Source organism: Serinicoccus profundi, from assembly GCF_008001015.1.
GTDB lineage: Bacteria > Actinomycetota > Actinomycetes > Actinomycetales > Dermatophilaceae > Ornithinicoccus > Ornithinicoccus profundi.
The window spans coordinates 3,376,959-3,401,532 of the sequence record NZ_CP042862.1 but is presented as its reverse complement, the minus strand read 5'-3'; the positions used below and the strand labels follow the sequence as shown (position 1 = coordinate 3,401,532).

The following is a 24,574-nucleotide window of genomic DNA, read 5'->3' as shown; positions in this document are numbered from 1 at the left end:
CGAGGTTCTTCGTGGGGCGAGTTCAGCGTATGACGAGCAAGGGCATGTGAGAAGTGGCGTATACGACAGTATTGCTATTGTTCGCGCCATGCGTATCGGACTGATCGCGATCGACGGCTGCTTCGGTTCGGCTGTCGCGTCGGTCATCGACATCGTGCGGGTGGCCGACGGAGCCCGCGGCGATATCGACCCGCGGATCGACCCGATCGAACTCGCCATCCTCGGACCGAAACGGAGAGTGACCACGACGGCATCGATGACCCTGTCGGTTGACCACCCGCTGTCGGAGTCCGCAGAGTTCGACGTGGTCGTCGTCCCTGCGCTTGGAACCCTCACGGCCGCCGCTACCAACGACGCCCTCCAGAGCCGAGATGCTCGTTCGGTCATCGCCTCGCTCGGGCGCCTCGACGACGCGACCACCCGGATCGCCGCGGCGTGCACCGGCGTGTTCGCCGTCGCCGAGACCGGACGGATGCATCATCGGCGGGCGACGACCAGCTGGTTCCTGGGGCCGGAGTTCCTGAAGCGCTATCCGACCGTCGCCCTCGATCTCGACACCATGGTCGTGGTCGACGGGAACCTCGTCACCGCCGGCGCCGCGTTCGCCCACATCGACCTCGCGCTCTCACTCGTGCGATCGATCAGCCCCGACCTGGCCCAACATGTCGCCAAGCTCCTCATCATCGACGAGCGTCCGTCGCAGGCGGCCTTCGTCGCCTACGAACATCTCCGGCACGAGGACCCGATCGTCGTCGAGTTCGAACGCTTCGTGCGCGCCCGCCTGGACGAACCGTTCAACGTCGCCTTCGTCGCGCAGTCGCTCGGCACCAGCCGGCGCACCCTCGAACGACGAGTCCGTGCGGCGCTCAACCTCACTCCGCTCGGCTTCGTCCAACGGCTTCGCATCGAACGAGCTCGGCACCTCTCAGCAACCACGGACCTCACCTCCGCCGAGATCGCGCTACGGGTCGGCTACGCGAACGCCGAGACTCTGCGCTCCCTCCTGCGCAGGGAGCGACGCCGTTCCTGACCTATCGTCATGCCTGTAGCCGGTGTCCTAGCGCCCGGTTGGAACCACCTCTCAGCACGTCGCGTCGACGCTCCTGCGTCGCCCCTGGACGACCCACTCGACACGCCCGCAGCACAGGCCATGTGACGTGCCCCGGCTTCCCGGGCCGGTCGGGGTTGGGTGGCTGTGATGTCGCTGCGTTCTCGTCGAGGGGGTCAGCAGACCCGATCAGGGTCGATGGGGATGAGACGCGAAGGCGGTCAGGTCAGGGCGGCCGAGGCCGGCCGGCGGGGTAGCGTCGGTCACGTCGAGGTCTTTCGGATGGATGGCGTAGGAACCTCCATCGTCGGGAGACCTCGACGTCTATCTGCGGACCGACGCGCCCGGCCGACCTACACCCTCATCTGGGAAGAGCCACCAAAGTGAGGGACGACGACTCCCTTCGTGGACTGATCTGCGGGTGAGTCGCTCCATACCGTCGATCCATGCTCTCGACCCTGACCTCGCTCCTCGCCACCGTGGGTGAAGACCCGCTGCTCGTCACCCTCGCCATGGGTGGCGCGGCACTGGGGGAGTCCGCGCTCGGGCTGGGCGCGGTCGTGCCCGGCGAGACGCTGGTCTCGCTCGGAGCGCACGCGCTCAACGGCAGACCCGTGCTCTGGCTCGCCTGGGTCGTCGTGGCGGGAGCTGCCTTCGCGGGTGACCATGTCGGCTACCTGGTCGGGCGCCGGAGCGGTCCCGCCCTGGCCTCCAGCACCCTCGTCCGCCGCCTCGGCGTCCAGCACTGGCACCGGGCCGCGGCAGTCGTCGGTCGGCACTGGGTCGCGGCGCTGGTGGCGGGCCGACTCGTGCCCGGGCTGCGCACCCTGATGGGACCGGTGGCCGGGGCGCTCGGCATGGGCTATCCACGGTATGCCGGCGCCTCGCTCGCGGCGTCGTTCCTCTGGTCGGCCATCTGGGTGGGTGGTGGGGCCACCGTGGTCCGGGTCGTCCTCGCGGCGGATCCTCGGCTCATCGCCGCAGGGTGCGTCGTGGGCCTGCTCGTCGTGGTCGCCCTTCTGGTGCGGCGCGCCGAGACGCTGCAGGTGGTCGGGCACCAGACGTGTCCCGGCCGGTGATCGACTCTCCGCTCCCCGGGGCATCACGGTTCACCACGACGCACGCCGGACATCGCCGCTGGGCCACCTGGCCGAACGCCATCACGGTCGCCCGGCTCCTCCTGACCGTGCCCCTGTGCCTCGCCGTCCTCCACCACGACGCCCTCTCGGGCAGGGCGCAGGCCCTGCCCGTCCTGCTGGCTCTCCTGTGGGCCGGGAGCGACTGGCTGGACGGCTTCGTGGCGCGCAGGCTGGGGCAGCAGACGTCGCTCGGGGAGATCCTCGACCCGGTGGCGGACCGGGCAGGGTCCTCGCCCTCTGTGTCAGCCTCGCTGTTGTCGGCGACCTGGCGTGGTGGGTCGTGGTTGCCGTCGGGGTGACGGACTGTGCCCTCGCGCTGGGGACGGCGGCGGCGGCGCGACGAGGCGCGCTGTCGGTCAGCCGGGTCGGCAAGGTCAGGACCGCTCTTCTCCTCGCAGGACTCTGCATGGTGATCGCCGGCGTCCTGACCGCCCTGCCCCTCGCGGGGGTCGGGCGCGTGGTGCTCACGGTGGGCGGCGTCCTGCACGTCGTCGCGGGGGTGGACTACCTGCTCCGCGCGTTCGCGGTGTCGGACCGGGTGTAGGCGTCGCCCGTTAGCAGCCTCGCGCGAGCCCAGGGCTGCGACACGCGTCCATTCCGTCACCGCCCCGGCCGTCACTGGTGCACGTGCGCCCGCTGCCCCTCCCGGTCGAAGATCATGACGACCTCGGCGGGCCCGTCGATCGCGCTGATCGCGTGCGGTGTCATGGTCGAGAACTCGGCCGCCTCGCCGGTCTCGACCTCGATCTCGCGGTCGCCGAGGTGCAGCAGGACGCGCCCCTCGATGACGACGAACCAGTCGTGCCCGGCGTGCACCTGCTGGGTGGGCGCGGCTGACGTCGGCTCGAGGCGGACCTTGATCGCGACGGTCCGACCGTCCGGTCGGCTGAGCGGCCACGTCGTCTGCCCACCGGAGCTGTGCGGGGACGGGCGGATGACGACGTCCTCGTCGCCCGGCCGCTCGAAGAGCGCGTCCAGGCTGACGCCGAGCGCCTGGGCGAGCGGCACGAGGACGTCCAGCCCGAGGGTCCGCTTGCCGGTCTCGATCCGGCTGATGGTCGAGGGGCTGAGGTGGGTGCGCTCGGCCAGCTCCTCGAGCGAGTAGCCCAAGGTGCTGCGCAGCGAACGCAGTCGGGTGCGGGCGAGCGTCTCGACATCGGTGGTGGCCATGGGTCCAGGGTGCGCGAGTCTTGCGAATACTGCAAACTGGTTCCCGTATGCCGCACGGCAGGGCTACCGTGGAAGTCATGACGATGCACACGCACTCCCACCAGCACGACCACCCCTCGCCCCCTCCGATCGAGCGCCTCTGCGACGTCGCGGTCATCGGTGGGTCGGCCGCCGGTCTGACCGCCGCCCTCCAGCTGGCCCGGCAGCGACGCACGGTCGTCGTCGTCGACGACGGCACCCCCCGCAACGCCCCGGCCGAGCACATGCACGGCTACCTCGGGCGCGAGGGCGCCGCTCCGGCCGAGCTGCTCAGCATCGGCCGCGAGGAGGTGCGCGGCTACGGCGGCGAGATCCTCACCGGTCGGGTGCTCGCCGTCCGACCTGCCGACGACCGGTCCGACGGGCGGTTCCGGGTCGAGCTCAGCGGAGGGCATACCCTCCTCGCGCGGCGCGTGGTCGCGGCCACCGGCATCCACGACGAGCTCCCCGACATCGAGGGCATCGCGCAGCGCTGGGGCCAGGACGTCATCCACTGCCCCTTCTGCCACGGCTACGAGGTGCGCGAACAGCGGCTCGTGCAGATCATCACCCACCCGATGGGCCTGCACCCGACCGCCCTCCTGCGCCACCTCACCGACCGGCTGACCGTCGTGCTCCACGACGTGCCGGGATGGGACGATCGCGCCGAGGCGACGATCAGCCAGCTCGAGGACGCTGGGGTGCCCGTCGTGCGCACCGCCGTCCGCCGGCTCATCACCGGCGCCGACGGTGCGGTGAGCGGCGTCGAGCTGGTCGACGGCCAGCGGCTCGAGGCCGACGCCGTGATGGTCGGCACCCGCTTCCACGCCCGCCTCGACGCCCTCGCCCCGCTCGGGATCGTCGGGAGCGCACACGCCAGCGGCCTCGGCGAGGTGCTCGAGGTCGACCCGATGACCGGGCAGACCGCCGTCCCGGGCGTGTATGCCGCGGGCAACGTCACCGACCCCTCGCTCCAGGTGCTTCCGGCGGCCGCCCACGGCGGTCGGGTCGGCGCGATGGTCGCCTTCAGTCTCGCCGAGGAGGACCTGCGCTCGCGGGCCCGGCCCTCGGGCGAGGAGGGCGACTGGGACGCCCGCTACGGCACCGGGGAGCGGATGTGGAGCGGCAACCCCAACGGCACCCTCGCCGCCGAAGTGGAGGGTATGCCGCCCGGCCGGGTCCTCGACGTCGGCGCGGGGGAGGGAGGCGATGCGCTCTGGCTGGCCGAGCAGGGCTGGGACGTCACCGCGACCGACATCTCCGGAGCCGCGCTGGCTCACGTCGGTGCCGAGGCCGAGCGTCGCGGGCTGCCGGTCACCCTGCACCACGCGGACGCCAACGCGCCGGGCGCCTTCGAGCCTGGCGCCTACGACCTCGTCTCGTTGCAGTACGGCTCGTTCCCACGCACCCCCGAGCAGCGTGGCCTGCGCAACCTGCTGGGCGCCGTCGCCCCCGGTGGGACCCTGCTCGTCGTCGGCCACGACCTGGCACCGCTGCGTGAGGCCGTCGACCCGGCGGAGCACACCTGGATGTTCGACCCCGACGCCTACGTCGGCGTCCAGGAGATCGCCGCGGCCCTCGGCCTGCAGGACGGGTGGACCGTGCTCACTCACGAGACGCGTCCTCGACCGGCTGGTGCCGCGTCGAGCCACCACGTGGACGACGTCGTGCTCCGGGCGGTCAGGGCCGGTTGACCTCGCGCTGCTCTGGGCAGCGCTGCCGTGAGCAGCGGGAGGGAGGCGGCAGATGACTCCGGGAGCACGCTGCTCCCATGACCACGCAGACCACACCCCCGCCACCGGGCCGAGACCTTGACGAAGACCTCTACCGCCGGCTCTTCGAGCAGCGCACCCTGCTGCTCGGGGAGCCGCTGGAGGACTGGAACAGCAACCGGCTCTGCTCCGGGCTGCTCGTCCTGGCTGCTCAGGATCCGACCGCCGACATCCGGCTGCTCATCAACAGCCCCGGTGGGTCGGTCCCCGGCATGCTGGCGATCCGCGACTGCATGCGCTCGATCGAGGCCGATGTGGCCACCATCAACCTGGGCATGGCCTACAGCGCAGGGCAGTTCCTCCTGAGCAGCGGGACGCCCGGCAAGCGCTACGCCCTGCCGCACTCCAAGGTCATGCTGCACCAGGGCAGCGCCGGGATCGGTGGCACCGCGATGGACATCGAGATCCAGGCGGACGACCTGCGGCACACCAGGGACACCGTGCTGGCCCTGGTCGCCGCCGACACCGGCCAGGACCTGGACACCATCGAGCGCGACTCCCGGCGGGATCGGTGGTTCGACGCCGACGCCGCCCGCGACTACGGCTTCATCGACCAGGTGATCGGCTCGATGGCCGAGGTCATCCCGATGCGCGCCCCGCGCGTCGGGCTGGGGGGTGGGCGATGAGCAGCTATCCCATCCCCTACGTCACGACCCGCACGCCCGCGGGCGAGCGTACCCAGGACATCTACAGCCGGCTGCTGGCCGAACGGGTGATCTACCTGGGCACCGGGATCGACGACGGGGTCGCGAACACCGTCATCGCCCAGCTCATCCACCTGGAGTCGGAGAGCCCGGACGTGCCGGTGCAGCTGTACCTCAACTCACCCGGTGGCCAGATCCCCGCGGTGCTTGCCATCTATGACGCGATGCGGTACGTCCGGCCCGCGGTGCATACCACGTGCGTGGGGCAGGCGGCGTCCACCGCCGCGGTGCTGCTGGCCGGTGGAGCGGCAGGACATCGAGCGATCCTGGCGCACGGCCGAGTGGTCATCCACGCCCCCGCGGGTCAGCAGCGCGGGACCATCCCTGATCTGATCCTGGAGGCCGAAGAGGTCGCCCGCGTCCGCGCCATGCTGGAGGAGATCTTTGCCCACCACACGGGAAGGTCTGCCGCGCAGATCCGGGAGGACACACAACGCGACCTGATCCTCACCGCCCAGGCGGCCCTGGACTACGGAGTGGTCGATGCGGTGCTGACCAGGCGTGACCTCGAGGACCAGGAGTGAGCGCAGACGCGCCCTTCCAGGACCCTCAGGCGGCGAGGCAGAGCGGTCCGGAGCCCCGGGCCATGCGGTCCGCGGCCCGTCCGGCGACGTCGTGCACGGGGAGTTCCAGAGCTCCGGTGATGGCACTGAGCATCTCCGAAGAGGGGTCCTTCAGGCCGCGTTCCACCTCGGAGAGATACTGCGGGCTCACGCCGGCCGCGCTCGCCGTATCGAGGATCCGCTCGCCCCGGTCCTGCCGTGCCTCCCGGAGCACATCACCGACGGCCTCTCGCCACAGCAGCTCAGACCTGCGCCTTCGGCGAGTTCCTGGCAGCGGGACGATCGTGCTCATGGGCCCGGGATAGACCCCGCCGTCCGAGCGGCGCGGCAGCGTCGATGGTGCGCCTGGGCACCTGGGCGGGTTGTGCGCGGTGGACGATGCTCCACCGTGCTCCACCGTCAGGCCGGGGGGGAGTCGAGCCTGGCCGCCTGCTTCGTCAGGTGGTCCCGCTCGGCGGTGCTGCTCGCACGGGCAGCGGCACGGGCATACAGGCGCGCCGCCTGCGTGGTGGCACCCGTCCGCTCGAGCAGGAAGGCCTGCGCCGCCTCCCGACGCGGTATGCCCTCGGGCACGTCTGCCAGTGCGCGGAGTCCGGCCTGCGGCCCGTCCGCCTCACCCACGGCCACAGCACGGTTGAGGGCGACCACGGGGCTGTCCGTGACGGTGAGCAGCTCGTCGTACCAACCGACGATCTGCGCCCAGTCCGTCTGGTCGGCCGTGGGTGCGTCGGCATGGAGCGCGGCGATCGCGGCCTGGATCTGGAACTCGCCGAGCCGGTCGGTCGCCAGTGCCGCCTGCAACAGGTCGACGGCCTCGCGGATGAGTCCGGCGTCCCACTGCGCCCTGTCCTGGTCGGCCAGGGCGATCAGCGAGCCGTCGGTGCTGAACCGGGTGCCGCGCCGCGAGTGGTGCAGCAGCATGAGGGCCAGCAGACCATCGGCCTCGGGATCCTGGGTCCGGCCCACCAGCTCTCGAGCGAGGCGGATCGCCTCGGCGGCGAGATCCACCTCACCGCTGTAACCCTCGTTGAACATGAGGTAGAGCACCCGCAGGACCCGACCGAGGTCCCGGGTCTCGTGCGCAGACAGCCCTTCCTCGGCCATCGTGCGTTTGGCCCGGCTGATCCGTTGACCCATCGTGGTCTCGGGAACGAGATAGGCCTCGGCGATCTGACGGGTGGTCAGGCCGCCCACCGCGCGCAGCGTGAGCGCCACGGCGGAGGAGGGGGTCAGGGCGGGGTGGCAGCACAGGAACAGCAGGTGCAGCGTGTCGTCGGCCTGCTCGGTCGGCCCCGGGGGCGGCTGATCGAGGTCGGCGCGCTCGCGCCGGTGGCGCGCGGCCTCGGAGCGGACGTGGTCCAGCCACCGGCGCCAGGCAACCGTGACCAGCCAGGCGTGCGGGTCCGACGGCATACCCTCCGGCCACCGGGCGACCGCCTCGATGAGGGCCTCCTGCCCAGCACCTGGGGGCCGAGATGCCGCAGCAGGTCCTCCACGGGGTCGCGCCTCAGGCGTCCGTCTCAGGGACATGCGTGAGGAAGGGGCGCACCTCGAGCCACTCGCAGATCGGCTCGCCCCCGGGCCCGGGCGCGGCCGAAAGCTCGGCCGCCGCCTCGTAGGCACGCTCCTGGTTCTCGACGTCGATGATCATCCACCCCGCGATGAGGTCCTTGATCTCCGCGAACGGTCCGTCCGTGACCGGGGGCCTTCCCTCGCCGCCGTGTCGGACGAAGGTGCCCTCGGGCGAGAGCGCCTGCCCGTCGACGAACTCCCCGCGCTCGCGCAGCTGCTCGGCGAAGTCGTCCATGAACCTCAGATGGTCGCTCACCTCCTGCTCGGTCCACCGATCCATCGGCAGGTCGGTCCCGGGCAGCGGAGCAGGTCCGGAGCTGCGGCGGTAGTGCTTGAGCAACAGGTACTTGGCCATGGTGTCCTCCTGGTGTCCGTGGCGACCATTGTGGCCGCCATCTGACCAGGGGACGGAGCGGACGCGGTGTTCTCGACATGGGCGGGTGGATCATGTGTGCGGCCGCCGCGCTCCGATCAGTAACCGAGGACCTGCAGCCCGACGATCCGCGAGAGGTGTGCCCGATTCGCCGTGAGCAGGGCGGCGTCATGGTTGAGAGCTGTGCACCCGATGAGCAGATCCATGGTGGCCGGTGGTGTCCCCTGCTGCGTCAGGCCGGCGTGGACACGCGCATACGTCGCGGCGAGCCGGGTGTCCGGCTCGATGACGGGGGGCTCACCCAGCACCTGGAGCACCCGCCGGCGCTCCGTGTCGGGCTCGGCGTGGAGCTCGGCTCCGACCAGCAGCTCGGCGCGGACGAAGACGCTCAGGGCCAAGTCCTCCCGCCGGTTCTCGATCAACCAGGCCCGGGCGGGGGCGTCCTCGCCACGTCGACTCTCACGGATCGCATCGACGAGGAAGGTCGTGTCCAGATGGATCACCAGCCGGGTTCCCGCACCGGGTGGTCGCCGCGGCTCGCGATGACGCTGCCGATCCGCTCGATCGTCCCGTCCGAGACCTCGGCAGCGTCGAGGGTCGCGAGCAGGTCCTGAGCCGTCGCCCCGGGGGCAGGGAGGTACCTCTTGATCACCTGCGAGAACGAGCCGCCGTCCTTCAACCACTGAGACGGTCGTAGGCGTCCATGTCGATGGTGATCGTCTTGACTGCCATGCCCTTAGCGCACACGGACACCTGACCGACTCACGGGGCCCTGTGGACAACTTCGGTAGGCCACCTGATGGGGCCCGAGCGCTGCGCAGGTCGTCCGCCGTAGGACCGCGTGGGTCAGCTCGCGCCCCACCAGGTGGCTACGTCATACCTGTCGAGGATCCGGTCGCTGGTCACCAGGGTCGCCCCCTCGACCTGGGCCTGGGCCAGCAGGAGCCGGTCGAAGGGGTCTCGGTGGTGCCAGGGAAGGTGCTCCACCGCCGCCGCATGGTCGAGGGTGACCGGAAGGTGGTCGACCTCGAGCCGGCCCAGCGTCGAGCGCCAGGCCTCCCCGATGCGCAACTTGCCGAGGGAGCGCTTGATCGCGATCTCCCACGCCGAGGCAGCTGACACCAGGACCTCGGAGTGCGGATCCGAGATCGCCTCGGCGACCTCGGGGGGGACGGCATCGCGGTCGCCGAGGAGCAACCACACCACGACATTCGTGTCGAGCAGGTATCTCACGTCTCGTAGCCGCCGAAGTCGTCGAGCGGCTCGTCGAATGCCTCCGTCAGCTCCCCCTCGAGGTCACCCCAGATCTGTCGTTCGACGCCCTGGGCCGGGGCCGGGACGAGGACGGCGACCCTCTTGGAGCCGCGCCGGATCACGACCTGCTCCCCTGCCTCTACCCGCCGGAGCAGCCGCGAGAGGTGCGTCTTCGCATCCTGCACCGTGACCTCCATCTCGTCAGAATAGATCGACCAGGTTGACCTGGTCAAGTAGCACCGTGCACGTCGCCGCCCGGACGGTCAGTACGGACGTTCGAAGGTCTGTCGGTGCCGGGGTCTAGCGTCCTGGTCACGCACACAGCACCGTGGGCGTCACAGGAGGGGGATCCACATGACCATCTCACCCGCGCTGCAGGCCTACTGGGACCAGGAGCGGCGCCTCATCACCGACAACATCAGGCGCTTCGGCACGCACCTGACCTACGTGTCCGACGAGCTGGGGACCGACGGCGACGGGACCTGCGCGTGCTGCGCCGCTGGGGTCGGGGCTGATGCTGAGGAGTATGCGGTGGACGGACTGGCTGATCTCGTGGCGCGGACGGGTGGGGACCCCACCCTGCTCCCGCCGCGGATCCACGTGCCGTTCTGCTACACGACCGGGCTGTTCGGCGTCGGTCACGCCGAGCTGGTCGTCGTCGGGCTCGACCGGTCGCTGTCTGCACGCATGCTCAACGAGGCCGCGCACCGGGTGCTCAGCCACGGCCACGAGCTCACCCCTGGAGAGGAGACGGAACTTGCCGGGCGCCACGTCCTCGCCGAGGAGGTGCGGCACTCCGGCCTCGTCCTGCTGGAGGCGCACAACTATTTCGAGCGTCCGCCGTGGGTGCCGATGGCAGCCTGCCAACTCACCTGGGCCGACGAACAGGGGCGTTTTCCCTGGGACGAGGGGCACCGGTCCGGTCGCTGGAGCCAACCCCGGCCCGGGGCCTACCGGGCCTGACCGCTGCCGCCGCAGCCCTCGGCGCGGCGGGTGGACCGATGACCCATCCGGCTGGTCGCGGGCGGGGAGGTGGCGCCGGCTGCCTTCGGTCACGGCGCGCTCGTGGGCCTGCCCGGGTGGTTGCCGGACGTTGCGTCCGGTCAGGGAACTGCGTGAGCTCGGGCATCTCCGGTATGCGGGAGGCGCTGTCCATCGAGACGTCCCACCGTGCCGCGAAGTCCGGAATGACCGTGCACCAGTGCGTCATCCTGGTCCAGGGGCGCACCTGGCCAGGCGGACCCCTTCGCCGAGGACCTCGGACCGTGGGAGTCCTGGAGCCCTCGAGTCGCGGGGTGAGCCCGCCCCACCAGCGTGGCTGCCCGTGGCACCCGCGGCAGGCGTTGACGGCAGGCAGGAGTGATTTCTCTGCCCACGTAGGGTGATCTTCCATGGACGGGGTGGAGCCGTATGTCGCGCGGCTCGCGCAGGTCAACCGGCACGGCTTCGGCTTCTTGCTCGCCTACGGTGTGACGTGGACGGTGGTCTTCACCATCGTGTTGGCGGCGCACTTCGTGCCTTACTCCTGGCTCTACGGCACCGTCCTGTATGCCGTGCTCGCGCTCCTGATCGCGCTGGTCGTTGCCCTGGTCGTGGGGACCCAGGGCCGGTGGGGCGACGACGCGCAGCGGAGGGCGGGCGTCTGGATCACGTCGGCCAACGGGCTGATCCTGCTGGGCGGCGGAGTCGTGGCGCTCACGCCTTGAGGGCCAGCAGCTTGCTGTTCCTCGTGACGCGCCTGGGGTGCGCCCAGGTCAGCAGGCAACGGTCCGGCGCCTCCTCGTCCGGGTGCTCACGGCGCGCCCGGAGAGGATGTCTCGTGGTCAGCCAGGAAGGTCAGCACCTCGCGCCCGACCCGCTCGGGGTCCTCCATCGGCAGTGAGTGAGTGGCCTCGGACCAGACATCGATGCTGAGGTCCGGCACGAGCTCCCGACCTCGCTCGACCGCGGCGGCCGGGTCGGCGAGGACCGAGCTGTCGCCGGCCATGACCGCGTAGACGGGCATGGAGAGGGTGCGTAGCTGCTCGTCGGTCAGCTGGTCGGGGAACGGGCGCCGGGACACGTAGTGCTGCGTCCCGGCATCGATCATCCGGGTCATCGGGTCGCTCCGGTCGAGGTCCTCCTCACCTCCGATCCTGGCCAGGGCCTCGTCACGCCAGGACTGCGGAAGCACGGGCACCGAGGCCGGAATGGACCAGACGTAGATCTGCCAGCGGAAGGTCGAGAAGACCTGCACCGGGTCGAAGAGGGTCAGCGTCGCCACCTGGTCCGGGTGGTGCAGGGCGAGGTTGGCTGCTGACCAGCCGCCGAAGGAGTGACCGAAAACGTGCACCGACTCGAGGCCCAGTTCGGAGATCGTCTCGCTGACCCAGGCAGCCTGGGACCGGGGGGAGTCGAGGGGCACCGTCTGCGTGCTCCGCCCGGCATCGCCGAGGGCGTCCACCGCATACACGGTCCGCTCCGACACCCATGCGGGAAGGTTGTCCCGCCACATCGGGATCCCCGAGCCCCATCCCGGCATGAGCAGCACGGGGATGCCGTCGCCCTCGCCGAAGCGGGCGACGTGCACGGTCCCGTAGGACGTGCCCACGTCGAGCCGTTCCTCCGGCTCAGGCATGGTGGCGAGCACGTCGTCGTAGGCCTCGAGGTAGGCGTCACGACCCTCCGCGCTGCGCCAGGCGCCGACGGCAGGGCCGTCGCCGGTCGTCCAGAACCAGAGGTTGGACAGCAGGGAGAGGACGAGCACGAGCCCGATGCCTCGACGGCGCCAGCGCCACCGAGGCTTCGACCTCGGGGCGGGGCTGGGTCGAAGATCGGGTGCGGCCGGCGCGTCAGGGTTCATGGCAATACATTCGCATTGCCACGTGGGCAATGCAAGTGCATTGTCTTAGGCTGGAGGTATGCCTCGCCTGGTCGACCACGACGAACGCCGTCGCGAGTTCGCGCTCGCGGTGTGGGGCATCGTTGCCGAGCGCGGGATCGAGGGGGTGACGCTGCGCGAGGTGGCCCGTGCGGCCAACGTCTCGGTGGGGCGTGTCCAGCACTACTACGCGACGCGGGAGGAGCTCGTCCGCGACAGCTGCCGGGTGATGCTCGAGATCGCCGAGGAACACCTGGAAGGCGGCGTGACCGGGCTTGGACCGGGTGCGCGGCTCCGGGCCCTGGTCCTGCATGCCGTCCCGGCGACGACCGGTCTCGTCAGGGGTACGGCTGTCTGGACCGCGTATCTCGCCAAGAGTGTGGACGACCCCGGGATCGCTGACCTCGTGCGGGAGTCGCACCGGGGTGCGGTGGATCTCGCGGCCGACTCGATCCAGGAGGCGCGAGCCCAGGGCGCGATGCGGGAGGGCGACGCGGCGAGGGACCTCGCCCTGGAGCTGCTCGCTCTCTCCGAGGGATATGCCGCCCGCGTCCTCACCGGGAGCCTCACGGCCGAGGAGGCGGTGGCCGCACTGGAGAGGCGGCTCGCCATCGAGTCCCCCTGAGCGCCGCCAGCCCGCAGAGAACGGAAGGGGCGACGCGTCCTCGACATCGCGTCGTGGGCCGCCGTTCGGTGACCTCTAGGGTCGACCCATGACCTCGAGGTCTCCACGGCGTGCCGTCGCCCTGATCGTGCTGGCCCAGCTGCTCGGGACCTCGGTGTGGTTCAGCGCCAACAGCGCCGCCGACGGGTTGCGGGCGGAGTGGGGCCTGGACGCCGTCGGCGTGGGCCGCCTGACCCTGGCGGTGACGTTGGGCTTCGCGCTCGGCACGATCCTCATGGCGGTCTCCAGCCTGGCCGACCGGTTCCGGCCCAGTCGGGTCTTCGCCGTCTCCGCCGTGGCGGCTGCGGTGACCAACGCGGGCTTCGCGCTGCTCGCATCGGGCCCGACCGAGGGGTTGGTCTGGCGGTTCGTCACGGGCATGACCCTGGCCGGCGTCTACCCGCTCGGGATGAAGATGGTCGTCTCCTGGGACCCCGGCCGCGCCGGCGCGAGCCTCGGCTGGCTGGTCGGCATGCTCACGCTCGGCACCGCGCTGCCCCACGGGATCCGCGCCGTCGGTGTCGGCCTGGAGTGGACGCAGGTCATGCTCACCTCCTCGGTCCTCGCCCTCGGCGCAGCCGTGATCGTCCTCCTGCTCGGTGACGGCCCGCACCTGCCCCGCGCCGCACCGGGCGGCCTGCGCTGGGGAGCGGTCCTGCGGGCCTTCACGGTCCGGGAGTACCGCGTCGCGGCGGTCGGTTACTTCGGCCACATGTGGGAGCTGTATGCCTTCTGGACCCTCGTCCCGCTCCTCCTCGCCGACGCCCTCTCCCCGAACAGCGGCGTCGTCCCGGCCTGGTCGTTCGCCGTCATCGGGATCGGCGCCATCGGCTGCGTCGTCGGCGGCAGACTGTCGGCCACCTGGGGCAGCGCGCGCGTCGCCGTCGTGGCGCTCGCCGCTTCGGGGCTGGTCTGCGTGGTCTACCCCCTGCTCGCCGGTGGCCCGTCCTGGCTGGTGCTCCTCGTCCTGCTCCTGTGGGGCGTCGCGGTCATCACCGACTCGCCGCAGTTCTCCGCGCTCAGCGCCCGCGCCTGCCCGCAGGACCTCGTGGGCAGCGCGCTGGCGATCCAGAACAGCGTCGGGTTCGCGATCAGCGCCGTGTCGATCCTGCTCGTCTCCGCCATGTATGCCGCACTCGGCGCGGGGGTCGCGTGGCTCCTGCTCCCCGGCCCGGTGCTGGGGCTCCTGGGCATGCTGAGCCAGAGCCGCGTCCCCCGCGCGACCCGCACCTAGCCACCTCAGGCCGGGTCGACGACGCGGCGCATCACCGTGTTGCGCAGCCCCTTGGGCCGGATGAACTCGAAGCCGGCCTCCTCATACATCGTGCGGGTGCCGTTGTAGACGAAGGAGTTGCTCATCCGCTTCTCCCCGATCTCGTGCGGATAGCCCTCGACCACGCCGCCACCCTCCGCCGCGATGAGGTCCAGCGCCCCCGCGAGCGCGAGCTTGGCGCAGCCGCTCCTGCGGTGCCGCTTGTCCACGAAGATGCAGGTGATCCGGTAGTCCGGGACGAGGTCGGCCTCGGCGTCGTACTGCTTGCGGTGGTGGATGTTGGGGAGCTCCTCAGGCGGGCCGAACTCCGCCCACGCGATCGCCTCGTCCCCGTCCATGACCAGCGCGGCGTGCGCCCGGCCCTGCTCGACGTAGGCCTTCTTCATCGCCTTGCTCCCCTCATAGCCCGGCCCCCGCTGCTCGCACGAGGGGTGGAAGTAGGTGCACCAGCACCCGCCGAAGATCCCGTTGTGCCGCTCCACCAACCCCGCGAAGGCCCCCCACGTGTCCACGCTCAGCGGCGCGACGGCATACCCCTTGGTCCCCATGTCAGTGTCCATGGCCGTGAGCGTAGGAGTTGCCCCGGACAGTCACTGTCCGCAACAGATAGTTGACGGGTCCACCAGCGCCTTCGTATCATGGTGCCCACAAGGGGAGTACTTCTCTCAAGCTGCGACCGGTCAGTTCGCGGGGCCCTGCCTCCGCCCGGCGCACACCCGCACCCCGGGTGAAGGAGACCTTGACGTCGTCACTCACGATGCGAGGTTTCCCGTGCTTCATCCCGCCCTGTCCCCGCTCGCCGCCGCGCCCGACAGCTCCGGCGCCATCACCACGATCGCCGACCCGACGCTCTGGTGGATCACCCTCGGCGGCGTGGTGGCGCTGCTGGGTCTGGACTTCCTCATCACCCGCCGACCGCACGAGGTGTCGATGCGCGAGGCGGTCGGCTGGTCGCTGTTCTACGTCGCCCTGCCGCTGCTGTTCGGGATCTGGGTATGGCGCTCGCACGGCTCGGAGATCGGGCTGCAGTACTACACCGGGTATCTGGTCGAGAAGTCCCTGTCGGTCGACAACCTCTTCATCTTCATCCTCATCCTGACCGCCTTCGCCGTGCCTCGCGTGCTGCAGCAGCGGGTGCTGCTCATCGGCATCATCGGTGCGCTGCTCATGCGGGGGGCCTTCATCGCCCTGGGTGCCGCCCTCATCGCCCGCTTCTCCTGGATGTTCGTCATCTTCGGGGTCATCCTGCTGGTCACGGCCTGGGGCGTGCTCCGCGACGCCCGTCACGGGGGTCACGACGTCGACGTCAACCAGCTGCGGATCGTGAGGCTGGCCCGGCGCTGGTTCCCCGTCACCGAGGACTACCGAGGCACGCGCCTCACCGTGACGGAGGCCGGCCGCCGTGCCCTCACCCCGCTCGCGCTGGTCGTGCTCGCGATCCTCGGCACCGACCTCGTGTTCGCCGTCGACTCGGTCCCGGCGGTCTACGGCATCACCGGCGACCCCTACCTCGTCTTCGTCACCAACGCCTTCGCCCTGCTGGGTCTGCGCGCCCTCTACTTCGTGCTCGAGGGGCTGCTCGGGCGGCTGCGCCACCTCGGGTACGGGCTCGCCGTCATCCTGGCCTTCATCGGGGTCAAGCTCATGCTGCACTGGGCCCACGGGGTCTGGGAGAGCGTGCCGACGGTCCCGACGCTGGCCTCGCTCGTCGTCATCCTGCTCGCCCTGGGGGTCACCACCGCCACCAGCGTGTGGGCGAACCGTCGGGACGAGCGGCAGGCCGTCCTCGACCGGTCCCCGACGTGAAGCCCGGCCCGACTCGCCCGGTGATCTGCCCGCTGGCGCCCACGCGGGTGTGAACGCGGCGTCGGAGACTGATCTGCGGCAGGCTGTGCGCATGGCGAGCAACCAGTCGGTCCGGATCCGCAGGGCGGTCGCGCGGTATGCCGCGGGTCACGAGCAGCTGCGCGCCGCCACTGACTCCTACGTCGCGCTCATCACCCAGCTCCTCGACGACGCCGGCATCAACTACCTCGCGGTGACCGGTCGGACCAAGACCGTCGAGTCCTTCGCGGAGAAGGCGGCGCGGCGCTCGCGCACCGGTCGGCTGGCGCACCCCAAGCCCATGACCGACATCACCGACCAGATCGGCGTCCGCGTCGTGACCTACGTGCAGGCCGACGTCGAGGCGGTGGCCCAGCTCCTCGATGCCCAGCTGGAGATCCGGGACGACCGCGACATGGGCCGCGAGACCGCGGCCGAGGGGCGCTTCGGCTACGCCAGCCGTCACCTGCTCGTCGCCGTGGACGACGAGCGCGCCCGGGAGGCCGGCATACCGGAAGGCCGCCCGGCCTCGGTGCAGATCCGCACCGTGCTCCAGCACGCGTGGGCGGAGTTCGAGCACGACATCCGTTACAAGGGGTCGGTGCCGGAGGAGCACGCCTTCGACTTCGACCGGCGCTTCACCCTGGCCGCCGGGCTGCTCGAGCTCGCCGACCAGCAGTTCTCCGCCATCGGTGATCGCCACCGTCAGGAGCTCAGCTCACCGGCCGAGGCCGCGGACGACGACCCGCGGATCAGCGCGACCGACCTGGCGGCCTTCCTCGCCGGGCAGTTCGCCGATGCCGGCTGGTCCCGCACCGACCACTACGCCTGGATCAGCGGGCTGCTCCTCGAGCTCGGCATCAGCTCGCTGTCGGAGTTGCGCGAGGTGCTGCGCGGGGTGGACGTGCCGACCATCGAGGCACGCATGGGCTACCGCTACCCGCCCGGCGCCGTGCGCCGCCTGGACGACTCGCTGCTCTCGGTCTACGGCGAGCGCTACGTCGGGCTGCACGGCAACGTCCACCGGGTCGACCTGCTCACGACCCGGCTGGCGCGACTGACGAGCTGAGTCCGGCCGCTCGATCTCGGTTGCCGGGCCGGGTGGCGGGGAGGACGATCGGGCCATGCACCTCGACATCGCGGTCACCGGTGGCGTCGTCCGCGGCCGGGTCGCCGAGGGCGTCGCCGTCTTCCTCGGTATGCCGTTCGCGGCACCTCCGGCGCGCTTCGCCGCACCCGAGCCGCCCGGGCCGTGGGAGGGTGTTCGGGAGGCCCTGGCCTTCGGGCCACCGCCGCCGCAGGGGGCGGCCCTCGGGCCGGTCGACCTGCCGGGCGACGGCAGCGGGGACTGGCTGACCCTCAACGTCTGGGCGCCGTGGGCGGAGCGCGAACCCTCCGCCCCCGTCACCTCCGGACGGCCGGTCCTGCTCTGGATCCAGGGTGGCGGCTACGTCGTGGGGGCCTCCGGCCTGCCGGAGTACGACGGCACCCGCCTGGCCCGCGACGGGGTCGTCGTGGTGACGCTCAACTACCGCGTCGGCTTCGAGGGCTTCGGCTGGGTCGACGGGGCACCGGCCAACCGTGGCCTGCTCGACCAGGTCGCCGCCCTGACCTGGGTGCGCGACAACATCGCGGCCTTCGGCGGCGACCCCGCCCGCGTCACCGTCGTCGGCCAGTCCGCCGGGGCCGGATGCGCTGCAGCCCTCATGGTCATGCCCCGCGCGGCCGGGCTCTTCGCCCGCGTGATCGCGCAGAGCGTCCCCGGGGCCTTCCTCACCCCCGCGCTGGCCGCCGACGTGACCGCCGCCTGCGCCGCCGAGCTGGGCGTCGACATACCCGACCTCGCGCAGGTCGAGCCCGAGCTGCTCGCGCTCGCCGGCGACGCGGTCCTGGCGACGATCCGCACCCGGACCGACCGGTGGGGCGCCGCCGCGCACGGCGACATCGTCTTCGCCCCCGTGGTCGACGGCGACGTGCTCCCCAGCACCCCGTGGGAGGGTCTGACCGGCGAGATCGACCTGGTCGTCGGGCACACCCGGGACGAGCAACGCCTGCTCACCCTGCTCAGCGGCCTCCTCGGCGAGGTCACCCCCGAGCTGGCTCGGGAGAGTGCCCTCGCCCTCGCGCCCGACCCGCAGCGCTACCTCGAGGCCTACCCCGACCCCGAGCAGCTGTATGAGGTGGTCCGCTCGGACTGGCTCTTCCGGATGCCCTCGCTCCACCTCGCCCTCGCCCAGGCTGCGGCCGGGGGTCGCGCCTACCTCTACGAGCTGACGTGGCCCGCGCCCGGCATGGGCGGGATGCTCGGCGCCTGCCACGGGCTGGACGTGGCACTCGTCCTCGGCAACCTCACCCAGGGGCAGACGGCCATGCTGCTCGGCGAGGTCACCCCCGAGGTCGAGGCGATGTCGGCCCAGCTGCGCTCCGCGTGGGTTGCCTTCGCCTCCGACGGTGACCCGGGGTGGCCCGACGTCGCGACCGGAGCGACCCGGATCGTCGACGTCGAACCGGTGGCGACGGCATACCCCGAGACGCTGTCGCAGGAGATCTGGCGCGACCCGCCGGCGGTGCTCGACCTGCGCTAGGTCTCCTCCGCGAGGTCCCGCAGGGTCTGTAGTTGCTTGGCCATCATCAGCAGATCGCCCCAGGCCAGCGCGTGCCGGCGCAGGTCGGCGAACCGCCCGCCGCGGTCCCGCTGCAGGCGCAGCACGGCCAGCAGGCGAGAGCCGGTGCCGTTGGGGCGGACGGCATACGTCACCAGCACCTGACCGAACAGCCGCAGTCCTGCGCCCTGCCGCAGGCCCAGCGTCAGCTCCTGGCCCGGCACCACGTCCAGCGCGCTGAAGATCGTCATCACCCGCTGCCCGGAAGTGAGCGGTGGCAGGTCTGTGCGCAGCCTCCGCGGGCTGCGGCGCCCGAGATTGTCGAGCCAGTCGTAGCTGTAGGGCGCGACCCGCAGGTTGCCCAGCCACGCGAAGACCACCTCGGGGTCGGCGGCGACGTCGATCCCGCGAGCCAGCCGCAGGTCACCGGTCCGGGCCAGGTCGTCGCAGCCGTAGTGCCGGGCCACCTCGGCCTCGCTCACGCCCCACCGCCACGGTATGCCGTGCGGCGTGGTGGGCGGGGGCGTCCCGCCCGCGGCTGGCTGGCTCATGCGTCCCAGATCACCTCGTCACCCAGCGCGACCGTGCCGGAGGTGAGCAGGCGGCAGACCGTGCCGCCGCGGCCGTGCAGGGCCCGCATCGCCCCGGGGCCGAGCCAGTCGTCCAGCAGTCGGCACGGCGCCGCGAGCCGCACCACCTGGAGCTCGACATCGCCCACGCGGACGAGGGTGCCGGGCTTCGTGGGGACGGGGCCGTGCGAGACGGTGAGGTTGCGGCGAGTGCCACTGGCAGGCACCGGCCGGCCCAGCTCCTGCGCGGCGGCCTCGAGGTCGGTGCGCGACTGGATCGTGACGTGGCGGTGCCGGGTGCCGTGGTAGCGGTCGCCGACCAGCCCCACGCCCGCCTCGGCGTCGACCTGCTCGACGGACTTGACCGGCAGCCGGGCGCCCGGGGCGATGCCGATCTCCACCACCTGCACGGGCAGCTCGGTCGTCGTCACGGTGTCCATGATCCGGCACCGTGGTGGGCGCGTGCCACCGTGGTGGGTGCGTGCTGCCAGGGCGACCCATACCCACCACGCTGCCGCCGACGGGCGTCCGTGTCTCCGTGGCTCGCGGAACGCCACTCGCACGACCGGGGGGAGCCCCCAGAGAGCAGGTGGGCAGGCCCACCCAACGACCGCGCGCGGCAGCTCCCACAGCACTCATCCCACGGCACTCACCCCGCGGCCCGCACGCGGTCGCGCCGCTGCCCGTGAGCCACGAATCCGGCAGCCTCGTAGGTCGCGACCGCCCCGCGGTTGCTGGTCGTCGTGGCGACCCACGCCTGCGCCGCGCCGAGGTCTCGCAGCGCCCCGGCGGCGGCGAGGGTGATCTCCCGGCCGTAGCCCCGCCCCCGGTGCTGCGGGTCCACCCCCATCGGCTCGACGATGCCGAGGTGCCCGGCGCCCGCACCCCAGACCCCGGCGCACGCCACCGCGCGCCCCTGGTCGTCGACACCGAGCAGGAAGCGGGCGTCCTGCGCCGCCGGCCCCTCAGCCATGGTGAGGAACCGCCGGGTCGCCCACTCCTGGGTCACCGCGGTGCCGTCGAAGGCCGCCCGGTGCACCGCCGCCCACGCCGCCGCGCGCTCCGCCCCGATCTCCGCGACGTGCAGCGCGGGTGCCTCGACCGGCTCGGCCAGGTCGCGACCCAGCAGGGTCCACGGCTCGTCCAGCGACCACCCGACCTCGCCGAGCAGGTCGTGGATCAGCGCCCCCGGCGGGCACTCGACCCCGACCTCACCCGTGGGCAGCACCCGGGCGTCGTCTGCGACGACGTCCTCGACGATTCGGCGCGCGAGCTCCTCTTCCCGCTGCTCCCTCGGGTCGATGCCGAGACGCAGCAACGCCTCGCCGTCGAGCAGTCCGACGGCGACGACGCGCCCGGAGCGACGCCATACCCGCAGCGCCGCCGCGGTCGCCGCCTCACCCCGACCGCCGAACCACCCGATGTCACCGGGGTGGAGCTGCAGCGGCGAGCCCGGCAGCTGCCAGGCCGCAACCGCCTCGAGGACGCCCGCGAGGTCGGCGGGGTCGGGGGTGCTCATCGTCACGGCCATGGGCTGATCCCAGCCTGCAGCGGTGGCGCGGCGCAACAGGTTTAGCCGTCGGCGGCCGGGCGGGGCTCTTGCAGAGGGCACGGACGTGCGGTAACGTCCGCGAGAGTGGAAACGTTTCCACACCCAGCTTGCCAGGACGAGGAGGTCCAGCCGATGGCCACGATCCGCGATGTCGCCGCCCGCGCGGGCGTCTCGCTGGCCACCGCCTCGCGCGCCCTCACCGGTGGCGGGCCCGCCTCGGCGGCCACGGTCGAGGCCGTGCGCCGGGCGGCGACCGAGCTGGGCTACGAGGTCAACAAGGCCGCGCGGTCTCTGCGCACCCAGCGCACCGACACCATCGGCCTGCTCATCTCCGACGTGCGCAACCCCTTCTTCTCCGACCTCGCGTATGCCGTCGAGCAGCGGGCGGCGGCGCGCGGCCTCGCGGTCATCACCATGAACGCCGACGAGCGCCCCGAGCGTCAGGTCGACGCGCTGCGGGCGCTCACCACCCAGCGGGTCGACGGCCTCATCGTCGTGCCTCAGGGTGGGGCGCCGGTCGAGGTGCCCGAGGAGCTGCCGCTGGTCCTGCTCGACCGGCGGGTGGAGAACCACCACGCCCCGGTGGTCCGCTCCGACGACGCCATGGGCTCGCGCCAGATGATCGAGCACCTGCTCGACCTCGGGCACCGCGACATCGCCCTCATCGCCGGACCCCAGTCCTCCTCCACCGGTCGTGCCCGCCGCGCGGCGAGCCTCGCCGCCCTCGCGGAGCGCGGCGCCCCGGTGCCCGAGGAGTGGGTCGTGGAGGGCGACTTCCGGGAGGGCAGCGGCTACCGCGCCGCCCGCAGCCTGCTCGCGGGGGACCGCCGCCCCACGGCGATCTTCGCCGGGGACAGCCTCATGGCGGTCGGTGCGCTCACCGCCGCCAAGGAGGCGGGCCTGCGGATCGGTCACGACATCGCGGTCGTCTCCTTCGACGACAGCCTCTGGTTCCCGCTGCTGGACCCCCCGGTCACCGCCGTCGCCCAGGACGTGCCCGCCCTCGGCTGCGCCGCGGTGGACGGCCTGCTGGCCCGGATCGCCGGGGAGCCCGTCGACGACGTCGTCGTCCCCACCCGCCTCGTGGTCCGGCAGTCCTGCCGGACCACCGCCACCACCCCCTCGGAGGCATCATGACCACCGGTCCCGTCCTCGAGCTCCAGGGCGTCGGCAAGAGATTCGGCGGCGTCGTCGCCCTCTCCGACGTCGACCTCACCGTCCGCCCCGGGCAGGTCCAGGTCCTGCTCGGCGAGAACGGTGCGGGCAAGTCGACGCTGGTGAAGATGATCGCCGGCGTCCACGAGCCCGACTCCGGCCGCATCCTGCTCGACGGCGAGCCGGTGCGGATCGCGAGCACCAAGGACGCCGAACGGCTCGGCATCGCCACCATCCATCAGGAGCTCAACCTCGTCCGGTCCCTGAGCGTGGCCGAGAACATCACGCTCGGCCGCACGCCCCGCCGGCTGGGCCTCGTCGACCGGCCGCAGATGCGGCGCACGGCGCGGGAGGCGCTGGAGCGGATCGGCCTCGACGTCGACCTCGACCGGCCGGTCGGCACCCTGGGCATCGCCCGCCAGCAGCTCGTCGAGATCGCCAAGGCGCTCAGCGTGCAGGCCCGCTTCCTCGTGCTCGACGAGCCGACCGCGGCGCTCACCCGCACCGAGATCGCCCAGCTCTTCAGCGTCGTCGACCAGCTGCGCCGCGACGGCGTCGGCATGGTCTTCATCAGCCACCACCTCGAGGAGATCGCCGAGATCGGCGACAGCGTCACGGTGCTGCGCGACGGCTCCTTCGTCGAGGAGGTCCCCGCCTCGACCCCCGAGCCCGAGCTCATCCGCCTCATGGTGGGCCGCAGCATCGACCAGCTCTTCCCGCGCCGTCAGGCCGAGGCCGGGGAGCCCCTGCTGGAGGTCTCCGGCCTCACCCGCGAGGGCGCCTTCGAGGACGTCTCGCTCACCGTGCGCGCCGGAGAGGTCGTCGGCCTCGCCGGTCTCGTGGGGGCCGGACGCACCGAGGTGCTGCGCGCCATCGCCGGCGCCGACCGGTATGACGCCGGCAGCGTCCGCGTCGACGGGCAGGAGCTGGCCGGCCACGACGTCGCGGCCGCGGTCCGGGCCGGGGTCGGCCACGTGCCGGAGGACCGCAAGAGCCAGGGCCTGGTCCTGGACGCCAGCGTCGAGAACAACCTGGGCTACGCCACGCTGCGCTCCCACGGCCGCGGCCTGCTCGCGGACCTGCGGGGTCAGCGTCGCCGCGCCGGTGAGGTCAGCGAGCAGCTGCGCATCCGGCTGCACGACGTGCGCCAACCCGCGCGCTCCCTGTCCGGCGGCAACCAGCAGAAGGTCGTCTTCGGCCGCTGGACGCTCGCCCGCTCACGGGTCCTGCTCCTCGACGAGCCGACCAGAGGCGTCGACGTCGGCGCCAAGGTCGAGATCTACGAGCTCATCAACGCCATCACCGACGCCGGGGGTGCCGTGCTGCTCGCCTCGAGCGAGCTCCCCGAGGTCCTCGGGATGAGCGACCGCGTCGTCGTCATGGCGGGAGGGCGCGTCGTCGGCGAGCTCCCCGCCACCGAAGCAACCCAGGACAGCGTCATGTCGCTGGCCGTCAAGGAGGTCGAGTCCACCCGTGTCCACTGACACCACCACCCGCACCCCGGCACCCGCGCGACGCGGACGCCGGATCGGTCAGTTCCTGTCCGACAACGGCGCCCTCGTGGGCCTCGTCCTGGTCTGCGTCGCGATGTTCATCGCCACGCCCGACTTCCTCACGACGAGCAACCTGCTCAACGTCGGGGTCCAGGCCGCGGTCGTCGCCATCCTCGCCTTCGGCATGACCTACGTCATCGTCGCGGCCGGGATCGACCTGTCCGTGGGTAGCGTCGCCGCGCTGTCCGCCGTGTGTGCGGGCTGGATCGCCGCCTCCGGTATGCCGGGGGTCCTCGCCCTGGTCGTCGGCCCGCTCGTCGGCCTGCTGGCCGGGCTCGTCTCCGGGCTGGCCACGGCCTACGGCACGCTGCCCGCCTTCATCTCCACCCTGGCCATGCTGTCGGTCGCGCGCGGCCTGACCCTCGTGGTCTCCGGCGGCCGCCCCCAGTCGATGCCGCCCGAGGTCAGCTGGCTGGGCAACTCGGTGCTCGGCATACCCGTCCCGATCCTCGTCATGCTCGTGATGTTCGCCATCACCGCCTTCGTGCTCAACGTCACCGTCTTCGGCCGCTCGTTGTATGCCGTCGGCGGCAACGAGGAGGCGGCGCGCCTGTCCGGACTGCCGGTCAAGCGCCTCACCGCCACCGTCTTCGCGCTCAGCGGGCTCTACGCCGGCGTCGCCGGGATGGTGCTCGCCGGGCGCCTCAGCTCCGCGCAGCCGCAGGCCGCCGTGGGCTACGAGCTCGACGCCATCGCCGCCGTCGTCATCGGTGGGGCCAGCCTGGCCGGCGGCCAGGGCCGCGCGGTCGGGACCCTCATCGGCGCGCTGGTCCTCGCCGTCATCCGCAACGGGCTCAACCTGCTCAACGTCAGCTCGTTCTGGCAGCAGGTCGTCATCGGCGTCGTCATCGCGCTCGCCGTCGGCATGGACGTCCTGCGGCGCAAGACCTCCTGACCCCCGCATCCAT

Annotated in this window: 30 protein-coding genes; 17 read left to right on the top strand and 13 right to left on the bottom strand. The window is 71.9% G+C overall.

What is annotated here, in order from left to right; translation table 11 throughout:
- The first annotated feature begins 88 nt into the window (after positions 1 to 88).
- From FA582_RS15960 to FA582_RS16480, 4 genes are all read left to right on the top strand, one after another.
- Entirely contained in the window at positions 89 to 1,030 is a 942-nt protein-coding gene (locus tag FA582_RS15960) for a GlxA family transcriptional regulator (protein WP_147899877.1), read from the top strand.
- Between the two features lie 464 nt (positions 1,031 to 1,494).
- Positions 1,495 to 2,127, top strand: a complete 633-nt coding sequence (locus FA582_RS15955; protein ID WP_010146846.1) for a DedA family protein — start codon at positions 1,495 to 1,497, stop codon at positions 2,125 to 2,127.
- Positions 2,124 to 2,486: a CDP-alcohol phosphatidyltransferase family protein gene (locus tag FA582_RS15950; protein ID WP_158640901.1), complete on the top strand. Its 363-nt coding sequence runs from the start codon at positions 2,124 to 2,126 to the stop codon at positions 2,484 to 2,486. The genes FA582_RS15955 and FA582_RS15950 overlap by 4 nt, the downstream gene beginning before the upstream one ends.
- Before the next feature lie 107 nt (positions 2,487 to 2,593).
- Positions 2,594 to 2,731, top strand: a complete 138-nt coding sequence (locus FA582_RS16480; RefSeq protein ID WP_158640900.1) for a hypothetical protein — start codon at positions 2,594 to 2,596, stop codon at positions 2,729 to 2,731.
- A gap of 71 nt (positions 2,732 to 2,802) precedes the next feature.
- Here FA582_RS16480 and FA582_RS15945 read toward each other — a convergent pair whose 3' ends face one another.
- A complete protein-coding gene (locus tag FA582_RS15945) occupies positions 2,803 to 3,357 on the bottom strand; it encodes a helix-turn-helix domain-containing protein (protein ID WP_010146844.1) in 555 nt (184 codons plus the stop codon).
- A 77-nt stretch (positions 3,358 to 3,434) separates the two neighbouring features.
- On the opposite strand from FA582_RS15945, the gene FA582_RS15940 reads away from it, so the two are divergent.
- The 3 genes from FA582_RS15940 to FA582_RS15930 all read left to right on the top strand — a co-directional run bounded on the left by FA582_RS15940 (position 3,435) and on the right by FA582_RS15930 (position 6,375).
- The gene (locus FA582_RS15940; RefSeq protein WP_010146843.1) at positions 3,435 to 5,069 is read left to right on the top strand and encodes a bifunctional NAD(P)/FAD-dependent oxidoreductase/class I SAM-dependent methyltransferase; all 1,635 of its coding nucleotides are present in this window, start codon (positions 3,435 to 3,437) and stop codon (positions 5,067 to 5,069) included.
- 77 nt (positions 5,070 to 5,146) lie between these two features.
- Complete coding sequence (locus FA582_RS15935; RefSeq protein ID WP_010146842.1) at positions 5,147 to 5,773, top strand: ClpP family protease; 627 nt, start codon at positions 5,147 to 5,149, stop codon at positions 5,771 to 5,773.
- On the top strand, positions 5,770 to 6,375 hold the full coding sequence (locus FA582_RS15930; RefSeq protein ID WP_010146841.1) for a ClpP family protease: 606 nt from the start codon (positions 5,770 to 5,772) through the stop codon (positions 6,373 to 6,375). Before FA582_RS15935 ends, FA582_RS15930 begins: the two co-directional genes overlap by 4 nt.
- 25 nt (positions 6,376 to 6,400) lie before the next feature.
- Here FA582_RS15930 and FA582_RS15925 read toward each other — a convergent pair whose 3' ends face one another.
- From FA582_RS15925 to FA582_RS15900, 7 genes are all read right to left on the bottom strand, one after another.
- On the bottom strand, positions 6,401 to 6,706 hold the full coding sequence (locus FA582_RS15925) for a helix-turn-helix domain-containing protein (RefSeq protein WP_029540508.1): 306 nt from the start codon (positions 6,704 to 6,706) through the stop codon (positions 6,401 to 6,403).
- 107 nt (positions 6,707 to 6,813) lie between these two features.
- Positions 6,814 to 7,827 carry an RNA polymerase sigma factor gene (locus FA582_RS15920; protein WP_010146839.1) on the bottom strand — a complete coding sequence of 338 codons (1,014 nt, stop codon included), beginning with the start codon at positions 7,825 to 7,827 and terminating at the stop codon, positions 6,814 to 6,816.
- 94 nt (positions 7,828 to 7,921) lie between these two features.
- On the bottom strand, positions 7,922 to 8,341 hold the full coding sequence (locus FA582_RS15915; RefSeq protein ID WP_147899876.1) for a YciI family protein: 420 nt from the start codon (positions 8,339 to 8,341) through the stop codon (positions 7,922 to 7,924).
- Positions 8,342 to 8,457: 116 nt separating this feature from the next.
- Entirely contained in the window at positions 8,458 to 8,862 is a 405-nt protein-coding gene (locus FA582_RS16475; RefSeq protein WP_010146835.1) for a type II toxin-antitoxin system VapC family toxin, read from the bottom strand.
- Positions 8,859 to 9,038: a hypothetical protein gene (locus FA582_RS16470; protein ID WP_029540498.1), complete on the bottom strand. Its 180-nt coding sequence runs from the start codon at positions 9,036 to 9,038 to the stop codon at positions 8,859 to 8,861. The genes FA582_RS16475 and FA582_RS16470 overlap by 4 nt, the downstream gene beginning before the upstream one ends.
- Positions 9,039 to 9,205: 167 nt before the next feature.
- A complete protein-coding gene (locus FA582_RS15905; RefSeq protein WP_010146833.1) occupies positions 9,206 to 9,592 on the bottom strand; it encodes a type II toxin-antitoxin system VapC family toxin in 387 nt (128 codons plus the stop codon).
- A complete protein-coding gene (locus FA582_RS15900; RefSeq protein ID WP_010146832.1) occupies positions 9,589 to 9,810 on the bottom strand; it encodes a type II toxin-antitoxin system Phd/YefM family antitoxin in 222 nt (73 codons plus the stop codon). Before FA582_RS15900 ends, FA582_RS15905 begins: the two co-directional genes overlap by 4 nt.
- A gap of 157 nt (positions 9,811 to 9,967) precedes the next feature.
- On the opposite strand from FA582_RS15900, the gene FA582_RS15895 reads away from it, so the two are divergent.
- A complete protein-coding gene (locus FA582_RS15895; RefSeq protein WP_010146831.1) occupies positions 9,968 to 10,576 on the top strand; it encodes a DUF4262 domain-containing protein in 609 nt (202 codons plus the stop codon).
- A gap of 428 nt (positions 10,577 to 11,004) precedes the next feature.
- Entirely contained in the window at positions 11,005 to 11,319 is a 315-nt protein-coding gene (locus FA582_RS15890) for a DUF7010 family protein (protein WP_010146830.1), read from the top strand.
- An 86-nt stretch (positions 11,320 to 11,405) separates the two neighbouring features.
- Here the strand turns inward: FA582_RS15890 and FA582_RS15885 are convergent, their stop codons facing one another.
- Positions 11,406 to 12,359 carry an alpha/beta fold hydrolase gene (locus tag FA582_RS15885; protein WP_010146829.1) on the bottom strand — a complete coding sequence of 318 codons (954 nt, stop codon included), beginning with the start codon at positions 12,357 to 12,359 and terminating at the stop codon, positions 11,406 to 11,408.
- 154 nt (positions 12,360 to 12,513) lie between these two features.
- Between FA582_RS15885 and FA582_RS15880 the strand changes: the two genes are divergently transcribed.
- Together FA582_RS15880 and FA582_RS15875 are read left to right on the top strand one after the other, a co-directional pair.
- Complete coding sequence (locus tag FA582_RS15880) at positions 12,514 to 13,098, top strand: TetR/AcrR family transcriptional regulator (RefSeq protein WP_010146828.1); 585 nt, start codon at positions 12,514 to 12,516, stop codon at positions 13,096 to 13,098.
- A gap of 88 nt (positions 13,099 to 13,186) precedes the next feature.
- On the top strand, positions 13,187 to 14,371 hold the full coding sequence (locus tag FA582_RS15875) for an MFS transporter (protein ID WP_010146827.1): 1,185 nt from the start codon (positions 13,187 to 13,189) through the stop codon (positions 14,369 to 14,371).
- A 5-nt stretch (positions 14,372 to 14,376) separates the two neighbouring features.
- Here the strand turns inward: FA582_RS15875 and FA582_RS15870 are convergent, their stop codons facing one another.
- Positions 14,377 to 14,970, bottom strand: coding sequence for a hypothetical protein (locus FA582_RS15870; RefSeq protein ID WP_010146826.1), 594 nt, complete (start codon positions 14,968 to 14,970; stop codon positions 14,377 to 14,379).
- Between the two features lie 211 nt (positions 14,971 to 15,181).
- On the opposite strand from FA582_RS15870, the gene FA582_RS15865 reads away from it, so the two are divergent.
- The 3 genes from FA582_RS15865 (at position 15,182) to FA582_RS15855 (ending at position 18,819) form a co-directional block, all read left to right on the top strand.
- Positions 15,182 to 16,216: a TerC family protein gene (locus FA582_RS15865; protein ID WP_010146824.1), complete on the top strand. Its 1,035-nt coding sequence runs from the start codon at positions 15,182 to 15,184 to the stop codon at positions 16,214 to 16,216.
- Positions 16,217 to 16,307: 91 nt separating this feature from the next.
- Positions 16,308 to 17,303, top strand: a complete 996-nt coding sequence (locus tag FA582_RS15860; RefSeq protein ID WP_010146823.1) for a GTP pyrophosphokinase — start codon at positions 16,308 to 16,310, stop codon at positions 17,301 to 17,303.
- 55 nt (positions 17,304 to 17,358) lie between these two features.
- The gene (locus tag FA582_RS15855) at positions 17,359 to 18,819 is read left to right on the top strand and encodes a carboxylesterase/lipase family protein (protein ID WP_010146822.1); all 1,461 of its coding nucleotides are present in this window, start codon (positions 17,359 to 17,361) and stop codon (positions 18,817 to 18,819) included.
- On the opposite strand, the gene FA582_RS15850 is transcribed toward FA582_RS15855, so the two are convergent.
- From FA582_RS15850 to FA582_RS15840, 3 genes are all read right to left on the bottom strand, one after another.
- Positions 18,816 to 19,388: an SRPBCC family protein gene (locus FA582_RS15850; RefSeq protein ID WP_141567523.1), complete on the bottom strand. Its 573-nt coding sequence runs from the start codon at positions 19,386 to 19,388 to the stop codon at positions 18,816 to 18,818. The genes FA582_RS15855 and FA582_RS15850 overlap by 4 nt on opposite strands.
- Positions 19,385 to 19,846 (bottom strand): MOSC domain-containing protein, encoded by a 462-nt coding sequence (locus FA582_RS15845; RefSeq protein ID WP_010146820.1) that lies wholly within the window; start codon positions 19,844 to 19,846, stop codon positions 19,385 to 19,387. The genes FA582_RS15850 and FA582_RS15845 overlap by 4 nt, the downstream gene beginning before the upstream one ends.
- Positions 19,847 to 20,055: 209 nt before the next feature.
- Complete coding sequence (locus FA582_RS15840; protein WP_237707481.1) at positions 20,056 to 20,925, bottom strand: GNAT family N-acetyltransferase; 870 nt, start codon at positions 20,923 to 20,925, stop codon at positions 20,056 to 20,058.
- 165 nt (positions 20,926 to 21,090) lie between these two features.
- Between FA582_RS15840 and FA582_RS15835 the strand changes: the two genes are divergently transcribed.
- The 3 genes from FA582_RS15835 to FA582_RS15825 are packed head-to-tail and all read left to right on the top strand — an operon-like array spanning position 21,091 to position 24,561.
- Positions 21,091 to 22,095 carry a LacI family DNA-binding transcriptional regulator gene (locus FA582_RS15835; RefSeq protein WP_010146818.1) on the top strand — a complete coding sequence of 335 codons (1,005 nt, stop codon included), beginning with the start codon at positions 21,091 to 21,093 and terminating at the stop codon, positions 22,093 to 22,095.
- Complete coding sequence (locus FA582_RS15830) at positions 22,092 to 23,597, top strand: sugar ABC transporter ATP-binding protein (RefSeq protein ID WP_010146817.1); 1,506 nt, start codon at positions 22,092 to 22,094, stop codon at positions 23,595 to 23,597. Before FA582_RS15835 ends, FA582_RS15830 begins: the two co-directional genes overlap by 4 nt.
- Positions 23,587 to 24,561 carry an ABC transporter permease gene (locus FA582_RS15825; RefSeq protein ID WP_010146816.1) on the top strand — a complete coding sequence of 325 codons (975 nt, stop codon included), beginning with the start codon at positions 23,587 to 23,589 and terminating at the stop codon, positions 24,559 to 24,561. Before FA582_RS15830 ends, FA582_RS15825 begins: the two co-directional genes overlap by 11 nt.
- The last annotated feature ends 13 nt before the right edge of the window (positions 24,562 to 24,574 follow it).